This is a genomic window from Cellulomonas sp. NPDC055163 (genome assembly GCF_053607065.1).
This window is the reverse complement of record NZ_JBSGSU010000020.1, coordinates 1-19174: the sequence shown is the minus strand read 5'-3', so window position 1 is coordinate 19174 and position 19174 is coordinate 1. Positions and strand designations below refer to the sequence as shown.

Here is a 19174-nt window from a genome sequence, read left to right as displayed (position 1 = left end):
GGTACTGCACTCGCCAGGGTGTGGGAGAGTAGGTCGCCGCCGGACATCATTCAGAAAGAGCCACCCCATACGGGGTGGCTCTTTCTGTTTCCCCGAAAGTACGTCGGGGTGTCTGTGTCCTTCCGGCCACATCGTGAGCGGCGGTGCCGGCGCGCGCAGGACCGACGCTCAGCTCGCTCGAACTGGCTAGCGGCACGGGCGCTTGACCGGGGGCGGCGCTTGGCCGTGGCTGGGCATTGCACGGCGCTGCACGGCGCTTCGCTGCGCTGCGCTGCACGGGGCTTCGCTGCGCTGCACGGGGCTTCGCTGCGCTGCGCGCCACGGGGCCGCACATCACGTCACTGCGTGCGGTAGCGCGGCTTCGGGCGGCGCTCCCGACCCGGCGGTCCGCGCTGGGGCGGATCCCGCAGGCCCGCTGGTGGCGTGGGGACGACGAAGGCGCCGACCCAGGTGGGCCGGCGCCTTGCGCGCGTCGTGGGGGTCAGGTCACTCCGGGATGAGGTACAGGGCCCCGAGCGGTGGCACACGCAGCGTCGCGGAGAACGCCCGGCCGTGGAGCGGCACGGCTTCCGCCTGGACGGAGCCGAGATTGCCGACGCCGGACCCGCCGTACACCTCGGCGTCGGAATTGAGCGCCTCGCGCCAGCGACCGCCGGAGGGCAGCGGCAGGCGGTAGCCCTCGTGGGGCGTGCCCGCGAAGTTGATGACGACGGCGACGACCCCGCCGGCGGAGTCGCGGCGCAGGAACGCGAGCAGGTTGTGGTCGGCGTCGTCGGACGTCAGCCACTCGAACCCCGTCGGCGAGTGGTCCAGCTGCCACAGCGCCGAGTGCTCCTTGTAGAGGGCGTTGAGGTCGCGGACGAGCGTGTGCACGCCACGGTGCCCGCCGTGATCCAGCTCGTGCCAGTCGAGGCTGCGCCCCTCGGCCCACTCGGAGGACTGCGCGAACTCGCTGCCCATGAAGAGCAGCTGCTTGCCCGGGTGGGACCACTGGTAGGCCAGCAGGCCGCGGACACCGGCGAGCTGCTGCCACTCGTCGCCCGGCATCTTGCGCAGCAGCGAACCCTTGCCGTGGACGACCTCGTCGTGGCTGATCGGCAGGATGAAGCGCTCGGAGTACGCGTAGACCATCGAGAACGTGATCTCGTGGTGGTGGTAGCGCCGGTTGATCGGGGCCTCCGCGAGGTAGCGCAGGGTGTCGTTCATCCAGCCCATGTTCCACTTCAGCCCGAACCCGAGGCCGTCGGAGTTCGTCGGGGCCGTCACGCCGGGCCACGCCGTCGACTCCTCGGCGATCATCATCGTGCCGGGGTTGCGGCGGTAGGCGGTGGCGTTGGCCTCCTGGAGGAACGAGATGGCTTCGAGGTTCTCGCGTCCGCCGTGCACGTTCGGTCGCCACTGGCCGGCCTGGCGCGAGTAGTCGAGGTAGAGCATCGACGCGACGGCGTCGACACGGAGCCCGTCGACGTGAAACTCCTCGAGCCAGTACGTCGCGTTCGCCACGAGGAAGTTGCGGACCTCGGGCCGTCCGAAGTCGAAGACGTAGGTGCCCCAGTCGGGCTGCTCGCCACGCAACGGGTCCGGGTGCTCGTAGAGCGGGGTGCCGTCGAACCGGGCGAGCGCCCACTCGTCCTTCGGGAAGTGGGCGGGCACCCAGTCGAGCAGCACGCCGATGCCGGCGCGGTGCAGGGTGTCGACGAGGTGCCGGAAGTCGTCGGGGTGGCCGAACCGGGAGGTCGGCGCGTAGTAGCTCGACACCTGGTAGCCCCACGACCCGCCGAACGGGTGCTCCGAGACGGGCAGCAGCTCGACATGCGTGAACCCGAGCTCGAGCACGTAGTCCGTGAGCTGCGAGGCGAGATCTCGGTAGGAGAGGCCCTGGCGCCACGAGCCGAGGTGCACCTCGTAGACGCTCATCGGCGCGGTGTGCGGGTCGCGCTCGGTGCGGGACGCGAGCCAGTCGGTGTCGTTCCACTCGAACGCGGACTCGACGACGACGGACGCCGTGGCCGGCGGGATCTCGGTGCCCTTGGCGAGCGGGTCGGCCTTCTGACGCCACGAGCCGTCGCGGCCGAGGATCTCGAACTTGTAGCGGGCACCGGCGCCGACCCCGGGCACGAAGATCTCCCAGACGCCGCTCTCGCCGAGCGAGCGGAGCGCGTGCGTCGCCCCGTGCCAGTGGTTGAAGTCGCCGACGACGCGGACGGCGACGGCGTTCGGTGCCCAGACGGCGAACGACGTGCCGTGCACCTCCCCGAGCACACCCGGGTAGCTGCGGGTGTTCGCACCGAGCACGGTCCACAGCTGCTCGTGCCGACCCTCGCGGATGAGGTGCCGGTCGAGCTCGCCGACCGTCGGGATGAACCGGTAGGGGTCGTCGTGGCGGCTGGTGACGTCGCCGTAGGTGACGTCGAGGCGGTAGTCCGGGACCTGGTCGCCCGCGAGGACGGCGACCCAGATGCCGTCCTGCTCGTGCTGAGCGGGGACCTCGCCGCGGTCCGTGACCACGACGACGGCGTCGGCGAGCGGGCGGAGAGCGCGGATCGTCACGCCCCCGTCGCTCACGTGCGCGCCGAGCACCGCGTGCGGGTCGTGGGACGTCCCGTGCGCGACGGCGGAGAGGACGTCCGGGGACACGGGAACGCTGGGGAGGTCGTCCGATCGGCTCATGTCCCTACCCAACCACCAGCACGCCGCTACCGCATGGGACACGGCGCCGCGCCGAGGTCGAGGCGCTGGTCAGGGCGAGATCAGGCACGAAGTCGGTGGTCGGGCGGTGCCGTCAGGGTGTCGCTGCACGCAGGCTCGTGCGGGGTGGCGGGTACCGCGGCGGTCTCGGAGCGGCCGGCGCCGGCCCCACCGGGCGCGTGCAGGGTGCGGGCAGCCCTGGAGGGGGTGCTCGGTCGGCCGGGCCGTCGGTCGCGGGCGGCGGGCGAGGTGGCGTGCAGGATGCGTGGGGACCGGGGTCGGTGGTCAGTCGGTGGCGTGCTGGACGCGTGCGGGGCCGGCCGGTGGTCAGTCGGTCGTGGGCGCCGGGAGGAACGCCGCGGTCGTGCCTCGCGTGACGAGGCGGGGCAGCTTCGCCTCGTAGGAGGCGACGGGACCGCCGGCGACCACGTTGAGCACGCAGTCGGCCACCTGGGTGCCCATGGCGTGCACGTCGAGGCTCATCGCGGACAGCGGGGGGTGCGCGAGCCGGCAGAGCGCCGAGTCGTCCCAAGCGAGCAGCGACAGCCGCTCCGGGATGGGCACGCCCATCTCGCCGGCAACGCCGAGCCCGGCCACCGCCATCACGTCGTTGTCGTAGACGATGGCCGACGGGGCTCCCCGGCGCCCGAGCAGCGCGCGCGTCGCCCGTGTGCCCGACGCCTCGGTGTAGTCGCCCTCGACCACGGTGCCGTGCACGCCGAGCCGCTCGCACTCGCCGACGAACGCGTCCGTGCGGTCCTGGGTGTGCGCGAGGGTGTGCGGGCCGCTGACCCGCGCGATGTCGCGGTGCCCGAGCGCGACGAGGTGCCGGACGGCGTCGCGCGTGACCTGGGCGTTGTCGATCCAGACGTTCGAGAACGGCAGGTCACCGCGCGGGCCGCCGACGACCACGGTCGGGATGTCGAGCTCGACGAGGACCGGGAGGCGGGGGTCGTCGGCGACGAGGTTGACCACGACCACCGCGTCGACCATCTCGCCCTGCCCCCAGCGCCGGTACGCGCGGATCTCGGCCTCGTGGTCCGGGACCACGTGCAGCAGCAGCGAGCGGCCGTCCGCGGCGAGGGTCTCCTCGATCCCGGCGATGAGCTCCATGAAGAAGGGCTCGAGACCGAGCATGCGGGCCGGGCGCGCCAGCACGAGTCCGACGGCGTCCGCCCTGCTCTTCACGTTCGCCAGCCTAGACCTGCCGGTGCGCACCGCCCCGCCGCCCTCCGGGTGACGCCGTCAGGCCGGAGTCCGGGCGGTCGCCCGCAGGGCTGCCAGGTCGTTCGCCGTCCGCAGCACCGCCGGGTCGGTGAGGTCCGCGGCGCTGAGCCGGGCCGTGGTGCGCACCCGGAAGGACGCGCGACCGCCGGCCGGCAGGGTCACGAGCGCCTCGTCGACGGTCGCGGCGGGGTCGACGCGGTCGGCCAGGACCGTGATGTCCCGGGCGAGCGAGCGGGCGACGACGTCGACCCGGTAGCCGCCCTCCACGCCGGTCACGGTGGCCTCGAGGGGCGCGGGGTCGAGCGCGAGGTCGACGTCCTCGACCCAGGTGTGCACGGTCGAGACGCCGTCGAGGCGCGCGACCAGGACCTCGGTGGTCGGGTCCTCGGGGGTCGCGACGTCCGCGGGCAGCGGCAGCGCGGTCACCGAGCGTGCACCGACGCGGACGTCCACCGTCGTCTCCGCGAGCGCCGTGCCGTCGAGGCGCTGACGCGAGACGTGCATCGTGGCGTGCCAGAGGTCGCCGGTGTCGTTGACCGCGACGAGCGCGTCCTGACCGTCGCGCTGCTGCACGGTGAGCAGGCGCGGGGCGTTCGCGTTGCGGAGCGCGTACCAGAGCGGCTTGGGTCGCTCGTCGCCGTCGACCGCGGCCCACGACGTCACGGGCCAGCAGTCGTTGAGCTGCCACACGATCGCGCCCGCCGTCCGGGGCCACCAGGAGCGGTAGTGCTCGATCGCGTACGCGACGGCGCGCGCCTGGTTGAGCTGGGTCGCCCAGTGCCAGTCGGCGAACCCCTCGGGCACCCCGAGGTGCGGCGCGAGCCCGCGGTCGAGCTTGCCGTTGCCGTCGTCGGCCTTCTGGTGGAGCAGGAACACCGGGTCGGTCTTGGCGAGCGGAGCGCCGTCGGGGTTGCGGACCGCGCGCTGCAGCGTCGACCACGTCGGCGGCCCCTGGAAGCCGAACTCCGAGCAGAAGCGGGGCACGTCCGCCCGGTACGCGGCGTAGTCGACCCGGTTCCAGACCTCCCACTCGTGGTGCGTGCCGTAGTCGGGGTCGTTCGGGTGCACGACGTCGAGCGCGAAGCCGGGGGAGTACGGGCTGCCGTCGGAGTACGGCCGCGTCGGGTCGAGCTCGGCGACGACGCGGGGGAGGAGCTCGGTGGCGTAGCGGTGGCCCCACGTGCGGCCCTCGAGCTTCTCCTGCCAGCCCCAATCCATGAAGCCCCACAGGTTCTCGTTGCCCCCGTTCCAGAGCACGAGCGAGGGGTGCGGGGTGAGACGGGCGACGTTCTCGCGGGCCTCGGCCTCGAGCTCGCCCCAGTGCGGGTCCTCCTCCGGGTACGCGGAGCAGGCGAGGAGGAAGTCCTGCCAGACGAGGATGCCCTTCTCGTCGCAGACGTCGTAGAAGTCCTCGGTCTCGTAGATCCCGCCGCCCCACACACGCAGCATGTTCAGGTGCGCGCCGAGGGCCTGGTCGACGCGGCGGGCGATGCGCTCGCGGGTGATGCGCGTGAGGAAGTGGTCGTCGGGGATCCAGTTGGCGCCCTTGGCGAACACCGGACGGCCGTTGACCCGGAACGTGAAGGCGGTCCCGTTCTCGTCGGCCGACGTGTCGAGCTCGACGGTGCGGAAGCCGATGCGCCGGTGCCGCCTGTCGAGCGGGGTGTCCAGCGGCGCGCCGCCCGGTGCACCTCCGGCGTCGGCGACGTCGAGCGTGACGTCGAGGTCGCTGAGCGGCTGCTCGCCGTGGCCCGCGGGCCACCACAGCGGCGCCTCGGGCACCTCGAGGTCGACGACCGCGGAGGTCGCCCCGGCGGCGAGGGTCACGGCCGCCTCGGCGCCGCGCACCCGGGCCCGGACGACGAGCTGCGCGTCGCCGGCGTCCGCGAGACCCGAGCGCTCGACGTCGACGTGCACGGCGACGTGCCCGGTGCCCGTGGCGTCGACGGTGACGAGGGGGCGGACCTGCGCGAGCCGTGCGGTGCGCCAGCGCTCGAGGCGCACCGGCTTCCAGATCCCTGCGGTCTGCAGGTCCGGGCCCCAGTCCCAGCCGAAGCTGCACGCCATCTTGCGGACCATGTTGAAGGGGTGGTCGTACGCGGCGGGCCGCGCCCCGAGCCGCTCGCGCTCGGACTCGGCGTGCTCGAGCGCGGAGCGGAAGTGCACGGACAGGGCGTGCTCGCCCGAGGTCAGTCCTCCGCGCACGTCGATGCGGTAGGAGCGGTGCTGGTTCGCCGTGCGGGCGACGACGGCGCCGTCGAGCGAGACCGTGGCGACGGTGTCGAGGCCCTCGAAGACCAGGTCGACGCGCTCGTCGGGCGCCGGCTCCTGTGCGGTGAACGTGAGGTCGTACCGCCAGTCGGCCCGGTGGGCCCAGACGAGGTCGGCCTCGTTGAGGTCCAGGTACGGGTCGGCGATGAGGCCGGCGGCGAGGAGGTCGGTGTGCGCGCTGCCGGGGACGGTCGCGGGGATCGTCCGGCCGGCGATCGCGTCGGGAACGGGGCCGCCTGCCGAGCGCAGCGTCCAACCCTCGTGAAGGTCCTGCGTGATCATCGTCGGCCCGCTCCTGCGTCTCGGAGGTCCCCGCGCGCGGTGCACGCGTCGTCGCGTGCGCCCGTCGGACGTCGTGTCACCGCATCGTGCGCGTCGTCGAGGCAGGTACCCTGGTGGCACCAATTCTTAGGCAACTGAACAAAGTAAGTCAACCGACCGCCGGGCGACGCCACGGCCGGCTCGCGCCGTCGCTCCGGCCCGCCCCGACGAGCCGACCGACCGACCGACCGACCGACCGATCGACCCACCACGACCCGCGAAGGAGCTGGTTGCCCGATGGATGCCGCCGATGCCCTGTCCCTGACGTTCCCCGCCGCCGAGCCGCCTCCCGGGGCCCACGACGTCCAGGACCGGATCGTGCACCTGCGCGCGGCCGGCGTGAGCGTCGTCGTCGACCTCACCGGCGGGACCCTGCCGCGCGTGCTGCACTGGGGCGCGGACCTCGGCGACCTCACCGGCGCGTCGCTCGCCGCGCTCGCGCTCGCCTCCCGGCCGGTGCCGCTCGGCTTCCCCGTCGACGGGGAGGTCGAGATCGCCGTGCTGCCCGAGCAGTCCGCCGGGTTCCTGGGCACGCCCGGGCTGACCGGTCACCGGGACGGCGCGGACTTCTCGACGGCGTTCGAGGTCCGGCACGCAGCGCTCGCAGGACCGGGCGGCTCGACCGGGACGACCCGGTCCGCCGCCGGCTCGGGGGCCGTCGGGCCCGCCGGGTCCGGCGAGCCCGGCGACGTCACGGGGCCCGCCCTCCTCGTCGTCGACGCGCGCGACGCCTCCGCCGGCCTCGACCTCCGGCTCGTGCTCGAGCTCACCGCGTCCGGGCTCGTGCGCCAGCGCGCGCGCCTCACGAGCACGGGGGACGGCACGTTCACGCTCGACGCGCTGCTGCTCACGCTGCCCGTCCCGGCGCGCGCGACCGAGCTGCTCGACTTCACGGGCCGGCACCTGCGCGAGCGCAGCCCGCAGCGCACCGAGTTCACGCACGGCACCCGGCTGCGCGAGAACCGCCGCGGGCGCACCGGCTACGACGCCGCGTTCCTCCTCGCCGCAGGCACGGCGGGCTTCGGGAACCGCCGCGGCGAGGTCTGGGGGCTGCACACCGCGTGGTCGGGCAACCACCGGACCCTCGCGGAGCGGAGCCACTACAGCCCCGGGCTGCTCGGCGGCGGGGAGCTGCTGCTGCCCGGCGAGGTTCGGCTCGGCGCGGGGGAGAGGTACACGAGCCCGTGGGTCGTCGGTGCGTACGGCCGGGGCCTCGACGACGTGTCCACGCGGTTCCACCGCTGGTTCCGGGAGCGCCCGCACCACCCGCGCAGCCCACGGCCCGTCGTGGCGAACACGTGGGAGGCCGTGTACTTCGAGCACGACCTCGGCCGGCTCACCGCGCTCGCGGACGCGGCCGCCGCCGTCGGGGTCGAGCGGTTCGTGCTCGACGACGGGTGGTTCGGCGGGCGCCGCGACGACACGACGAGCCTCGGCGACTGGTACGTGTCGGCCGACGTCTGGCCCGACGGGCTGGGCCCGCTCGTCGACCACGTGCGCGGCCTCGGCATGGAGTTCGGGCTGTGGGTCGAGCCCGAGATGGTCAACCCCGACTCCGACCTCGCGCGCGCCCACCCGGAGTGGATGCTGCAGGCCGCCGACCGGCTGCCTCGCGCCGCACGCCACCAGCAGGTCCTCGACCTCGCGGAGCCCGGGGCGTCCGCGTACATCCTCGAACGCCTCGACGCGCTGCTCACCGAGCACCCGATCGCCTACCTCAAGTGGGACCACAACCGCGACCTCGTCGACGCCGGCCACGGTCCGCGGCGCACCGCCGGGGTGCACGAGCAGACGCTCGCCGTGTACCGCCTCCTCGACGAGCTGCGGCGCCGGCACCCCGGCGTCGAGATCGAGTCGTGCTCGTCGGGCGGCGGGCGCGTCGACCTCGAGATCCTCGAGCGGACCGACCGGGTGTGGACGAGCGACTGCATCGACGCGCTCGAGCGCCAGGCGATCCAGCGCTGGACCAACCTGCTCGTGCCGCTCGAGCTGCTCGGCGCGCACGTCGGCTCGGGTGCCGCCCACAGCACCGGCCGACGGCACCCGCTCGAGTTCCGCGCGGGGACGGCGCTGTTCGGGCACCTCGGCATCGAGTGGGACCTGCGCGAGGCCGACGAGGCGCAGCGGGCGCAGCTCGCGGAGTGGATCACGCTGTACAAGGAGCTGCGCGGGCTGCTGCACACCGGTACGTCCGTGCACGCCGACGTGGCCGACCCGGCCTACGCGGTGCACGGCGTCGTCGCGCAGGACGGCTCGGACGCGCTGTTCTGCGTCGTCGCGTCGGCGACCTCGACGCAGAGCCCGACCGGGCGGCTGCCGCTCCCCGGGCTCGACCCGGACGGGCTGTACCACGTGCGGCCGCAGGCGCCGGCGCACGTCGTCGACGGTGTCGCGAGCGGCTACCTGCACCTGCCGTGGTGGACGCCGCAGGGGGTCACGCTGCCGGGGCGCGTGCTCGAGGACGTCGGCGTGGAGGCGCCCGTGCTGTTCTCCGAGCGGCTCGTGCTCGTGCGGGCGACGCGCGTGGGCTGAGCCCGGACGGTCGTGCACGTGGAGGGGCCGGGCACCGTCACGGTGCCCGGCCCTCCTCGTTCGTCGGCTACTTCGTCGCGCCCGAGGTGAAGCCGTTGTAGATGTACTTCTGCAGCGCGAGGAACGCGAGGAGCGTCGGGATCAGCACGATGATCACGCCCGCGGCGATGACCTCCCACTGGCCGCCGAACGGTCCCTTGAAGCGGAACAGCGACGTCGAGATGACCCCAAGATCCCGACCGGGCATGTACAGGAACGGTGTGTAGAACTCGTTGTAGACCGCGATGCCCTTGATGATGACCACCGTCGCGATCGCCGGCTTGAGCAGCGGCAGGATGATCCGCGCGTAGATCGTCAGGTGGTTCGCGCCGTCGAGCGTCGCCGCCTCGTCGAGCTCCTTGGGGATTCCCCGCAGGAACTGCACGAAGATGTAGATGGACACGATGTCCGTGCCCATGAACAGCGCGATCGCGGCCCACCGCGTGTTGTACAGACCGAGGTTGTTGACGATCTGGAACGTCGCGACCTGCGTCGTGACGCCCGGGACGAGGGTCGCCAGCAGGAACAGCGCGATCACGGTCTTCTTGAGCCGGAACTCGAACCGGTCGATCGCGTACGCGGCCATCGTGCCGATGAGGATCGTGCCGACCACCGAGAACAGCAGGATGAACGCCGTGTTGGCGAAGCCCTGCACCATCTTGCCGCGCGTGAACGCGGTGACGTAGTTCTCGAGGTTCAACCAGTTCCCCGGTGCGTCGAACGGGCCGGTGTTGTAGAACTCCTGGTTCGTCTTGAGCGACGCCATGACGATGACCGAGATGGGCAGGAGCGTGACGAGGCACGCGAGGACGAGTGTCGCGTACTTGGTGGTCGTGGCGACGTAGCTCACGTCAGGTTCACCTTCTCCTCGGGGACGACCCTGCGCTGGACCCAGGTCACGACCAGGACGATGACGAGCAGGATGACCGCCATCGCGGAGCCGAGACCGACCTTGAGGCTCTCGAACGCCATGTCGACGGTCTGGATGACGAACGTCGCCGTCCCGTTCGCGCCGCCGGTCATGATGAACGGGATCTCGAAGACCGCGAGGCTCCCGGAGATGGCCAGGATGAACGACAGGCCGATGATCGGCCTGATGCTCGGCGCGATGATGTAGCGGAACTGCTGGAAGCGGCTCGCGCCGTCGAGCTCCGCGGCCTCGTACAGCTGGCCGGGGATCGACTGGATCGCCCCGAGGAACAGCACGAAGTTCAGGCCCATGTACCGCCACACGGACGTGCTCGCGAGCGAGACGTTGTTGATGTCCGGGTTGCCGAGCCACTGCTGCTGCAGGTCCTGCGCGCCGAACAGCGCGAGGATCGAGTCGAGCGTCCCGTCCGGCTTGAAGAAGAACACGAAGATCAGGGCGATCGCGACGCCGTTGATCAGGTAGGGGAAGAACAGGATCCCCTTGAACAGGTTCCGGAACCGCGTGCTGAAGCTGAGGACCGTCGCGAAGTACAGCGCGAGCGCCATCTGCACGAACGACGCCGCGAAGTAGTACAGGCTCACGTAGAAGACCCGGAACAGCTCGGGCCGCGTGAAGACGGCGACGTAGTTGTCGAGCCCGACGAACTCCTTCGTCTTGTCGAGCCCGTCCCACGACGTCAGGGAGTACCAGAACATGTTCACCACCGGCAGGTAGGTGAACACCAGGAGCAGGACGAGCGGGACGGCGAGGAACACGTACGGTGTCCCTCGCCAGCCCCACCCGCCGCGCGGCCTCCTCGCGGTGGCAGGCAGCTGGCCGGCCTCGATCCTCGTCCCGGCGGCTTCCGCCCGGACCACGTTGCTCACGCCGGCCATCTCAGCCTCTCCTGCCTGTCACCACGGGGTCACCGACTTCCTCGTCCGGGGCCGCGCGGCCCGTCAGCCCTCGACGGCGGCGCGACCGGCCGCCCACTTCGAGTTCAGGTCGTCGAAGATCTGGTCCTTGGTCTCGCCCGAGGCCCCGCGTGCGGCGTCGACGATGCGCTGGCGGTAGTCGGGGGCGTTGGTGCCGACCTCGGACTCCGCGTCGATGTCCGCGAAGAGGCTCTCCTTGCCGGCGGGCGCCGGCGTGAGCTCGAGGTACTCGACGCCGAGCGCCTCGAAGTCCTTGAGCGTGTCGGGCGTCGGGCCCTCCTTGAGCGGCGACAGGCCGCCGTTCGCCTCGGCGTAGCCGGACTCGGTGTTGAACCAGTCGATCCAGGCACGGGCCGCGACCTTGTTCTTCGAGTTCTTGTTGATCGCGAGGTTGTAGTCGCCGCCGACCGCGGCGTAGAACTTCCCGTCGACCTGGTGCGGGAACGGGAGGTAGCCGATGGTGTCGGCACCCGTGCCGGCGTCCTCGGCGGCGGCCTGCATCTGCTGGATCGCCCACGAGCCGAGCACCATCGAGCCGATCTTGCCGTTGGCGAGCAGGCTCTTGGACTCCTCCCAGTTCGTGGTGGTCGGGTCCTCCTCGGTCAGGCCCTGGTTGACGACGTCCCACAGCAGCGAGTCGATGACGAAGTGGTCGGTGCCCTCGGTCCACGGGGCGTCCGACTGGGCCATCTCGTTGACGTAGTCCGGGTTGGCCGTGATCTCGCCGCGGTGACCCTCCCACTGCGTGAGCGGCCAGCCGTCCTTGTAGTTCGTGTAGAGCGGGACGACCTCGGGGTCGGCGGCCTTGATCGCCTTGAGCGCGTCGACGAAGTCCTCGGGGGTGGTCGGCGGCTCGGTGACGCCGGCGTCCTCCCAGACGGTCGTGTTGTAGACGATGCCCTGGGTGTTGCCGACGACGGGGATGCCGTACGCCTGGCCGTCGAACGTCTTGTCGCGCAGGAAGCGGTACTCCTTCTCGAGCTCCTCGACGTCGCCGAGGGGCTCGAAGAAGTCGGGGAACTGGTCGGGCGTGACGGTGCCGACGACGCCGAGGACGTCCCCGTAGTCGTCGGTGTTCATACGGGTGCGGACCTCACCCTCGTAGTCCGTGAGGCCCTCGAACTCGACGTCGACGTCGGGGTACTCCTCGTTGAAGCGCTCCGCGTACTCGTCGAACGTGCCGTCCTCGAGGAGGTCGGTGCGCCACGTGAGGACCAGGAGGTCGCCGGAGGGGGTCCCGTCCTCGTTGGCCTCGGGCGACTCGCCGCCGCCCGAGCAGGCGGCGGTCAGGGCGACGGTGCTGGCGATCGCGGCGACGGCGAGCAGTCGCCTGCGTCGTGCGTGAGGGAACATCGTTGATCCTCTCTCGGCCCGGCACCTCGGCGTGCCGGCGGGGGTGGGCGGTCCTTGCCCGGCGGGGGCGTCGGTCGACCCCGCTCTGTGTGGCATTCTTAGGCAGCCGAACAAAGTAAGTCAATCCGCGTGTCGTCCCGGTCTCACCCCGACGCCCGATCGTTACATTGGGGACCTGCGGGCGAGGGCGCGCCGACGGCCGGGGCGACCGCCCAGCACCAGACAGGAGAGCCAGCGTGAGCAGTGCCAACCTCGGGATGGCGCACACGAGCAGTCGCGCGGCGATCCTCGACGTCATCCGCGCCGCGGGGACGATCAGTCGCGTCGAGCTCACGCGCGCGACCGGGCTCACCGGCGCGACCATCTCGACCGTCGTGCGCCGGCTCATGAACGACGGGCTCGTCGTCGAGGCAGGGCGCGCCGAGTCGACCGGCGGCAAGCCGCGCATGCTGCTCCAGCTCGACCCGTCCGCGCGGTTCGCCGTCGGCGTGCACCTCGACCACGCCGGCATCACCTACGTGCTCGCGAACCTCGGGGGAGCGGTCGTCGCGCGGTGGCGCAAGCCCGGCGCCGGGGCCGACGACCCGCGCGAGGTCGTCGCGCGCATCGCCGCCGAGATCGACGGCATGATCGCGCGCGCCGGCATCGACAGTACGCGTGTGCTCGGGCTCGGCGTCGTGTCGCCCGGGCCCATCACCGCGTCGGTCGGCATGGTGCTGACCCCGCCCAACATGCGGCGCTGGGCCGACTTCCCGCTCGGCGACGCGCTCGAGGACGCCGTCGGGGTCCCCGTCCTGCTGGACAACGACGCGACCGCCGCCGCCATCGGCGAGTACTGGGCGGGTGGCATCGAGACGTCGTCCGCGTTCGCCGCGTTCTACATGGGCACCGGGATCGGCGCCGGCATCCTCGTCAACGGGACCGTGTACCGCGGCGCGAGCTCCAACGCGGGCGAGGTCGGGCACATCTGCGTCGACATCGACGGCCCCGAGTGCTGGTGCGGGAGCCGGGGGTGCGTCGAGGCGCTCGCCGGGCCCACGGCGGTCGTCGCACAGGCGCAGGCGCGCGGGCTGGACCTCGGCGGCGCCGACCGGCCCGTGTCCGCGCAGTTCGCCGCGGTCGCCCGCGCCGCGCTGGGCGGGGACCCGGTCGCCGCCGAGATCCTCGCCTCGTCCGCGCGCTACCTCGGCGTCGCGGCCCAGACGCTCGCGAACGTCATGGACCTCGAGCTCGTGGTCCTCACCGGTCCGGCCTTCGCGCTCGCGGGGTCGCTCTACCTGCCCGCGGTGCAGGAGCAGCTCAGCCGATCGTTCTTCGCACGCGCGAGCCACCCCGTGCGGGTCACCATCTCGACGAACGCCCCCGAGGCCGCCGCGGTCGGCGCCGCCGCGCTCGTGCTGCAGAGCGAGCTCGCACCGCGGCACTCCGGCGTCCGGCTGCCCCCCGAGGTCGCGGGCGAGGTGTCGGCGCAGGAGCTCGCGACGCTCGCCTGACGCCGCGGCCGCCGGTCAGCCGACGAGACGCTCGACCGCCCGCAGCGGGATCGAGAGCCACGCGGGGCGGTTGCGCGCCTCGTACACGGCCTCGTAGAGCGCCTTGTCGAGCTCGAGCGCCCGCAGGACGTCCTCGGTGTGCGCGGCCGCGCCGCCGCCCGCTGCCCCTGCCGTGCCCGACTGCGCCGCCACGTACCCGGCGAGCAGCGCCGCGCGTGCCTCGTCCGCCCACGTGTCGTCGCCGGTCCCGGCCGTCTCGAGGCCCCGGCCGACCGCGGTCGCGTAGTCGAACGAGCGCAGCATCCCCGCGACGTCCCGCAGGGCCAGGTCCGGTCGCGTCCGGGCGGCGACGGGTGCGAGCGGCTCACCCTCGAAGTCCGTGACGAACCACTCGTCGTGCGCGCGGAGCGCCTGGCCCAGGTGCAGGTCGCCGTGGATGCGCTGCGGTGCGGGCAGGTCGGTCAGCTGCGCGGTGCGGGCGGCGAGCGCCTCGACGCCGTCGGCGTACTGCGCGAGCTCGGGGACGAGCCCGGCGGCCCACCGGTAGCGCGCGCGCACCGCGTCCGCGGTCGCCGCGGCGCGCTCGTCCGCGCTCCCCGGGTCGTCGGTCGGCAGCGCCGAGGCCAGCGCGGCGTGCATCCCCGCGACGACCGAGCCGAGGTCGCGGGCCAGGTCGGCGAACGACTCGTCGCGCTCGGCCATCGCGCACGCGAGCTCGAAGCCGTCCTGCGCGCCGTCGACGAACTCGCTGAGCACCGCGAGGTGCCCGTGCACGAGCGAGCCGTCCTCGGGCCACTGCGCCTCGAGCCAGCCCAGCGGCCGCGGCACGTGCACCCAGCCGCCGCGCGCGAGGGCACGCGGGACGTCGACGTCGGGGTTGTCACCCGGGGCCAGGGCACGGAACACCTTGAGGATCGCCGCCCCGTGCGTCGCGTCGCCGGCGCCGGGGGGACGCGTCTCCGCCGTCGCGGCCGGCGCGTCGTCGGACACCGCCTCGGGGTCGCTCGCCGGGAGGATCACGGAGGTGTTCGACTGCTCGCCGGTGAGCACGCGCGCGTGCTCGGCGTCGACGGGCGGACGCGGCCCGTCGGCGGCGGACATCCAGGCCCGCAGGAACGCGGGGTCCCCGACGCCGTCGCGCACGTGCATCGGCGGTGAGCCGACCGTCCCGATCCACGCTGGGCCCGCCTGCCCCGGTCGGCCGCCGCCGGACGTCGGCCCGTCGTCGGTCGCGGTGCGGTCCGGGCGCATCGTGACCGGCACCTGGAGCACGGTGTCGACCCCAGGCGCCTCGGCGCGCACGAGCAGGATGCGCACGCGTGCCTCGTCGCGCGGGTCGGTGAGCGTGAGCCCGCCGACCGCCGTGAGCCGCGCCTCGGTGCCCTTGACCGGGAACCACCGGCGGTCGGGCAGCCAGTCGGCGAGGAGCCGGACGACCGCGTCGTCGGTGGGCTCGTGGTCCGTGACGGCCATCGTCATCCCCCCGCCGTCCCCGCCGAGCCACCGGGCGTGAGCATCAGCCAGTAGAACTCGCGCGAGCCGAGCGTGATCTGGACGGTGCCCTCGGCCGTCACGTCCGGGAACTGCGCGCCGCCGAAGACGTCGCGCAGGTGGGCTCCGGCGTAGGCGTCGAGCGTCACGGTCGTCGACCGCGGCGTCGCCGCCATGTTCGCCACGACCAGCAGCGTCTCCTCCGCGCTCGTGCGCAGGAACGTCAGGACCGACTCGCTCGAGCTCGGCACCACCTCGAACTCGCCCCGGCCGAGCGACGGGTGCTGGCGGCGGACCGTGAGCATGCCGTGGATCCAGTGCAGCAGCGACGTGGGCTGCGCGAGCTGCGCCTCGACGTTGACGTGGCCGTAGTGGCTCACGAGCGACTGGTTCACGGGCAGGTAGAGCTGCCCGGGGTCGGCCGTCGAGAAGCCCGAGTTCCGGTCCGGGGTCCACTGCATCGGGGTGCGCACCGCGTCACGGTCGTGCAGCCAGATGTTGTCGCCCATCCCGATCTCGTCGCCGTAGTACAGGCAGGGGCTGCCCGGCAGCGACAGCAGCAGCGCGTGCGCGAGCTCGATCTCCTTGCGGGAGTTGTCGAGCAGCGGCGACAGGCGGCGCCGGATCCCGACGTTCGCGCGCATGCGCGAGTCGGGCGCGTACCACCCGTACATCGACGCGCGCTCCTCGGTCGACACCATCTCGAGGGTCAGCTCGTCGTGGTTGCGCAGGAACGTGCTCCACTGCGCGCCCTTCGGGATCGGCGGCGTGTCCGCGAGGATCTCGACGATCTGGTTCGCCCGCTGGTCGCGGATCGAGTAGAAGATGCGCGGCATCACCGGGAAGTGGAAGCACATGTGGCACTCCGGCTCCTCCTCGGTGCCGAAGTAGTGCACGACGTCCTCGGGCCACTGGTTCGCCTCGGCCAGGATGATGCGCCCCGGGAACTCCGCGTCGATGGTGCGGCGCAGCAGGCGCAGGAACGCGTGCGTCTCCGGGAGGTTCTCGCAGTTCGTGCCCTCGGCCTCGAACAGGTACGGCACGGCGTCGAGCCGGAAGCCGTCGACCCCGAGCTGCAGCCAGAACCTCGCGACGTCGAGCATCGACTCCACCACGCGCGGGTTCTCGAAGTTGAGGTCCGGCTGGTGGGAGAAGAACCGGTGCCAGAAGTACTGCCGGCGCACAGGGTCGAACGTCCAGTTCGACGTCTCGGTGTCGACGAAGATGATGCGCGCGTCCTGGTAGCGCGTGTTGTCGTCGCTCCAGACGTAGAAGTCGCCGTACGGGCCCTTCGGGTCGGCGCGCGACGCCTGGAACCACGGGTGCGCGTCGCTCGTGTGGTTCATCACGAGGTCGACCACGATGCGCATGCCGCGCGCGTGCGCCTCGTCGACGAGCTCGTGGAAGTCCGCGATCGAGCCGTACTGCGGGGCGATCGCGGTGTAGTCGGACACGTCGTACCCGCCGTCGCGCATGGGCGAGGGGTAGAACGGCGGCAGCCACAGGCAGTCGACGCCGAGCCACTGCAGGTAGTCGAGCCGCGCGATGAGCCCGCGCAGGTCGCCGCTGCCGACGCCCGTCGAGTCCGAGAACGAGCGGATCATCACCTCGTAGAAGACCGCCGTCCGGTACCAGTCCGGGTCGTCCGAGAGCCCCGGGCGCGACCCGGACTCGGCGAGCGCGGAGGCCGGCACGGCGGGCTGGCGGCGCGCGGGGAGCGCGGTGATCGCGATCTGACCGGTCGTCGGCGCGGGGGCGCGGCCGACGTGGGGCCCGGCGGTCACGCGCCCACCTGCACGACGTGCGCGCAGCGGACGTACGGGTCGAGCCGGACGAAGACGTGCTCGCCCCACGCGTACGTCTCGTCGGAGAGCACGTCGTGGGCGACGAACTGGTGGGGCTCCTCGGCGCCCGGCGTGAGGCCGAGCGCGCGCAGGTCGAGGTGCACGAGACCCTCCCGGGTGCTGTGGGGGTCGAGGTTGACGACGACGATGATGGTGTCTGCGCGCCCGGTCGGCGAGTGCTCGGCGTCGAGGTGGCGCGAGAAGCACACGAGCGCGTCGTCGTCGGTCGGGTGGACGGTGAGGTTCCGGAGCTGCTGGAGCGTGGGGTGGGCGCGGCGGATCTCGTTGAGCCGCTGCAGCAGCGTCGCGATCCCGAGCCCGTCGGCGACGGACCAGTCGCGCGGCCGGAACTCGTACTTCTCGTTGTCGATCTGCTCCTCGACACCGGGTCTCGGGACGTTCTCGACGAGCTCGTAGCCCGAGTAGATGCCCCACGTCGGCGACCCGAGCGCCGCGAGGACCGCACGCACCGCGAAGCCCGCGACGCCGCCGTGCTGCAGGTAGGGCGGCAGGATGTCGTGCGTCGTCGGCCAGAAGCTGGGCCGCATCCACGAGCCCTGCTCGCCGGAGACCTCCGCGAGGTACTCCTCGAGCTCGTCCTTGGTGTTGCGCCACGTGAAGTACGTGTACGACTGGTGGAACCCGATGCGCGCGAGGTTGAGCATCATCGCGGGGCGCGTGAACGCCTCGGACAGGAAGATCACCTCGGGGTGCGCGGCCCGGACGTCCGCGAGCAGCCACTCCCAGAACGGCAGCGGCTTGGTGTGCGGGTTGTCGACGCGGAACAGGGTCACGCCGTGGTCGATCCAGACCTGCAGCACCCGCCGGATCTCCGCCGCGATCCCCTGCGGGTCGTTGTCGAAGTTCAGGGGGTAGATGTCCTGGTACTTCTTCGGGGGGTTCTCGGCGTACGCGATCGAGCCGTCGGCGCGCGTCGTGAACCACTCCGGGTGCTCGGCGACCCACGGGTGGTCGGGCGAGCACTGCAGCGCGACGTCGAGCGCGATCTCCAGGCCGAGGTCCCTCGCCCGCGCGACGAACGCGTCGAAGTCCTCGAAGGTCCCCAGGCTCGGCTCGATCGCGTCGTGACCGCCGTCCGCCGAGCCGATCGCGTACGGCGAGCCCGGGTCGCCGGGGACGGTCGTCAGCGAGTTGTTGCGGCCCTTGCGGTGCGTCGTGCCGATCGGGTGGATCGGGGTCAGGTAGACGACGTCGAAGCCCATCTCAGCGACGCGCGGGAGCTCCTCGGCGGCCGTGCGCAGCGTCCCGGACGTCCACGTGTCGGTCCTCGGGTCGTGCACCGCACCGTGCGAGCGCGGGAACAGCTCGTACCAGGAGCCGGCGAGCGCGAGCGGGCGGTCGACGACGAGCGGGTACACCGGCGACGCGCTGAGCAGCTCGCGCACCGGGGAGGCGTCGAGCACCGCGCGGACCTCCGGGGAGACCCCGGCCGCGAGCCGCGCCCCGGGCGGGCGGGCGGTGTCCCGCAGCGCCGTCACGGCGTCGGTCAGCACGCGGGCGGCCTTCGCGGGGACCTTCTCGGTGCCCGCGCGAGCGGCGGCGCGCTCGAGCAGCAGCGCGCCCTCGGTGAGCATGAGCTCGGTATCGACTCCCGCGGCCACCTTGATCTCGGCGTCGTGGCGCCACGTCCCGTACGGGTCCGACCAGCCCTCGACGCGCAGGCCCCAGCGGCCGGGCTCGTCGGGCACCAGGCGGGCCTCGAAGCGGTCGAGACCCGGGGCGACGTCGACCATGCGCGCGCTCGCGCGGTCACGCCCGTCCGGCCCGACGAGCACCGCGGTCGCGGCCACCGCGTCGTGCCCCTCGCGGAACACCGTCGCGCGGACCGGCACGGCCTCACCGACGACGGCCTTCGCGGGCCACCGCCCGGCCTCCACGACCGGCGAGACGTCGACGACCGGGATGCGCCCGATGGGCGGACCCGTCGGCGCCGGCGGCGGCGTCGGGACGGCTGCGGTGGCGCGGGTGCGGGGCGCCGCCGGGGCGGTCGCCCGTGCCTCGGGACCTGCGGCGGAGGCGGCGGCCCGCCGGCGCGGCGCGGGTGCCGGC

11 protein-coding genes are annotated in these 19174 nt (G+C 72.7%); 2 read left to right on the top strand and 9 right to left on the bottom strand.

What is annotated here, in order from left to right:
* Positions 1-486: 486 nt before the first annotated feature.
* From glgB to ACWFNE_RS21375, 3 genes are all read right to left on the bottom strand, one after another.
* Positions 487-2670 carry a 1,4-alpha-glucan branching protein GlgB gene (gene glgB / locus ACWFNE_RS21385; protein ID WP_452124443.1) on the bottom strand — a complete coding sequence of 728 codons (2184 nt, stop codon included), beginning with the start codon at positions 2668-2670 and terminating at the stop codon, positions 487-489.
* Positions 2671-3015: 345 nt separating this feature from the next.
* Entirely contained in the window at positions 3016-3876 is an 861-nt protein-coding gene (locus ACWFNE_RS21380; RefSeq protein WP_452124442.1) for a LacI family DNA-binding transcriptional regulator, read from the bottom strand.
* Positions 3877-3933: 57 nt separating this feature from the next.
* Complete coding sequence (locus ACWFNE_RS21375) at positions 3934-6468, bottom strand: glycoside hydrolase family 2 protein (protein ID WP_452124441.1); 2535 nt, start codon at positions 6466-6468, stop codon at positions 3934-3936.
* Between the two features lie 276 nt (positions 6469-6744).
* On the opposite strand from ACWFNE_RS21375, the gene ACWFNE_RS21370 reads away from it, so the two are divergent.
* A complete protein-coding gene (locus tag ACWFNE_RS21370; protein ID WP_452124440.1) occupies positions 6745-9039 on the top strand; it encodes an alpha-galactosidase in 2295 nt (764 codons plus the stop codon).
* Positions 9040-9106: 67 nt separating this feature from the next.
* Here the strand turns inward: ACWFNE_RS21370 and ACWFNE_RS21365 are convergent, their stop codons facing one another.
* The 3 genes from ACWFNE_RS21365 to ACWFNE_RS21355 all read right to left on the bottom strand — a co-directional run bounded on the left by ACWFNE_RS21365 (position 9107) and on the right by ACWFNE_RS21355 (position 12276).
* Positions 9107-9928: a carbohydrate ABC transporter permease gene (locus ACWFNE_RS21365; protein ID WP_452124439.1), complete on the bottom strand. Its 822-nt coding sequence runs from the start codon at positions 9926-9928 to the stop codon at positions 9107-9109.
* A complete protein-coding gene (locus ACWFNE_RS21360; RefSeq protein ID WP_452124444.1) occupies positions 9925-10866 on the bottom strand; it encodes a carbohydrate ABC transporter permease in 942 nt (313 codons plus the stop codon). Before ACWFNE_RS21360 ends, ACWFNE_RS21365 begins: the two co-directional genes overlap by 4 nt.
* 81 nt (positions 10867-10947) lie before the next feature.
* On the bottom strand, positions 10948-12276 hold the full coding sequence (locus ACWFNE_RS21355; protein ID WP_452124438.1) for an ABC transporter substrate-binding protein: 1329 nt from the start codon (positions 12274-12276) through the stop codon (positions 10948-10950).
* A gap of 236 nt (positions 12277-12512) precedes the next feature.
* On the opposite strand from ACWFNE_RS21355, the gene ACWFNE_RS21350 reads away from it, so the two are divergent.
* Positions 12513-13769: an ROK family protein gene (locus tag ACWFNE_RS21350; protein ID WP_452124437.1), complete on the top strand. Its 1257-nt coding sequence runs from the start codon at positions 12513-12515 to the stop codon at positions 13767-13769.
* Between the two features lie 15 nt (positions 13770-13784).
* On the opposite strand, the gene ACWFNE_RS21345 is transcribed toward ACWFNE_RS21350, so the two are convergent.
* The 3 genes from ACWFNE_RS21345 to ACWFNE_RS21335 form a co-directional block, all read right to left on the bottom strand.
* Positions 13785-15248, bottom strand: coding sequence for a maltokinase N-terminal cap-like domain-containing protein (locus ACWFNE_RS21345; RefSeq protein WP_452124436.1), 1464 nt, complete (start codon positions 15246-15248; stop codon positions 13785-13787).
* Positions 15245-17044: a maltose alpha-D-glucosyltransferase gene (gene treS, locus ACWFNE_RS21340; RefSeq protein ID WP_452124435.1), complete on the bottom strand. Its 1800-nt coding sequence runs from the start codon at positions 17042-17044 to the stop codon at positions 15245-15247. Before treS ends, ACWFNE_RS21345 begins: the two co-directional genes overlap by 4 nt.
* Positions 17041-19174, bottom strand: a 2134-nt coding sequence (locus ACWFNE_RS21335) for an alpha-1,4-glucan--maltose-1-phosphate maltosyltransferase (RefSeq protein WP_452124434.1), incomplete at its 5' end; no start/stop codon positions are given. The genes treS and ACWFNE_RS21335, both read right to left, overlap by 4 nt.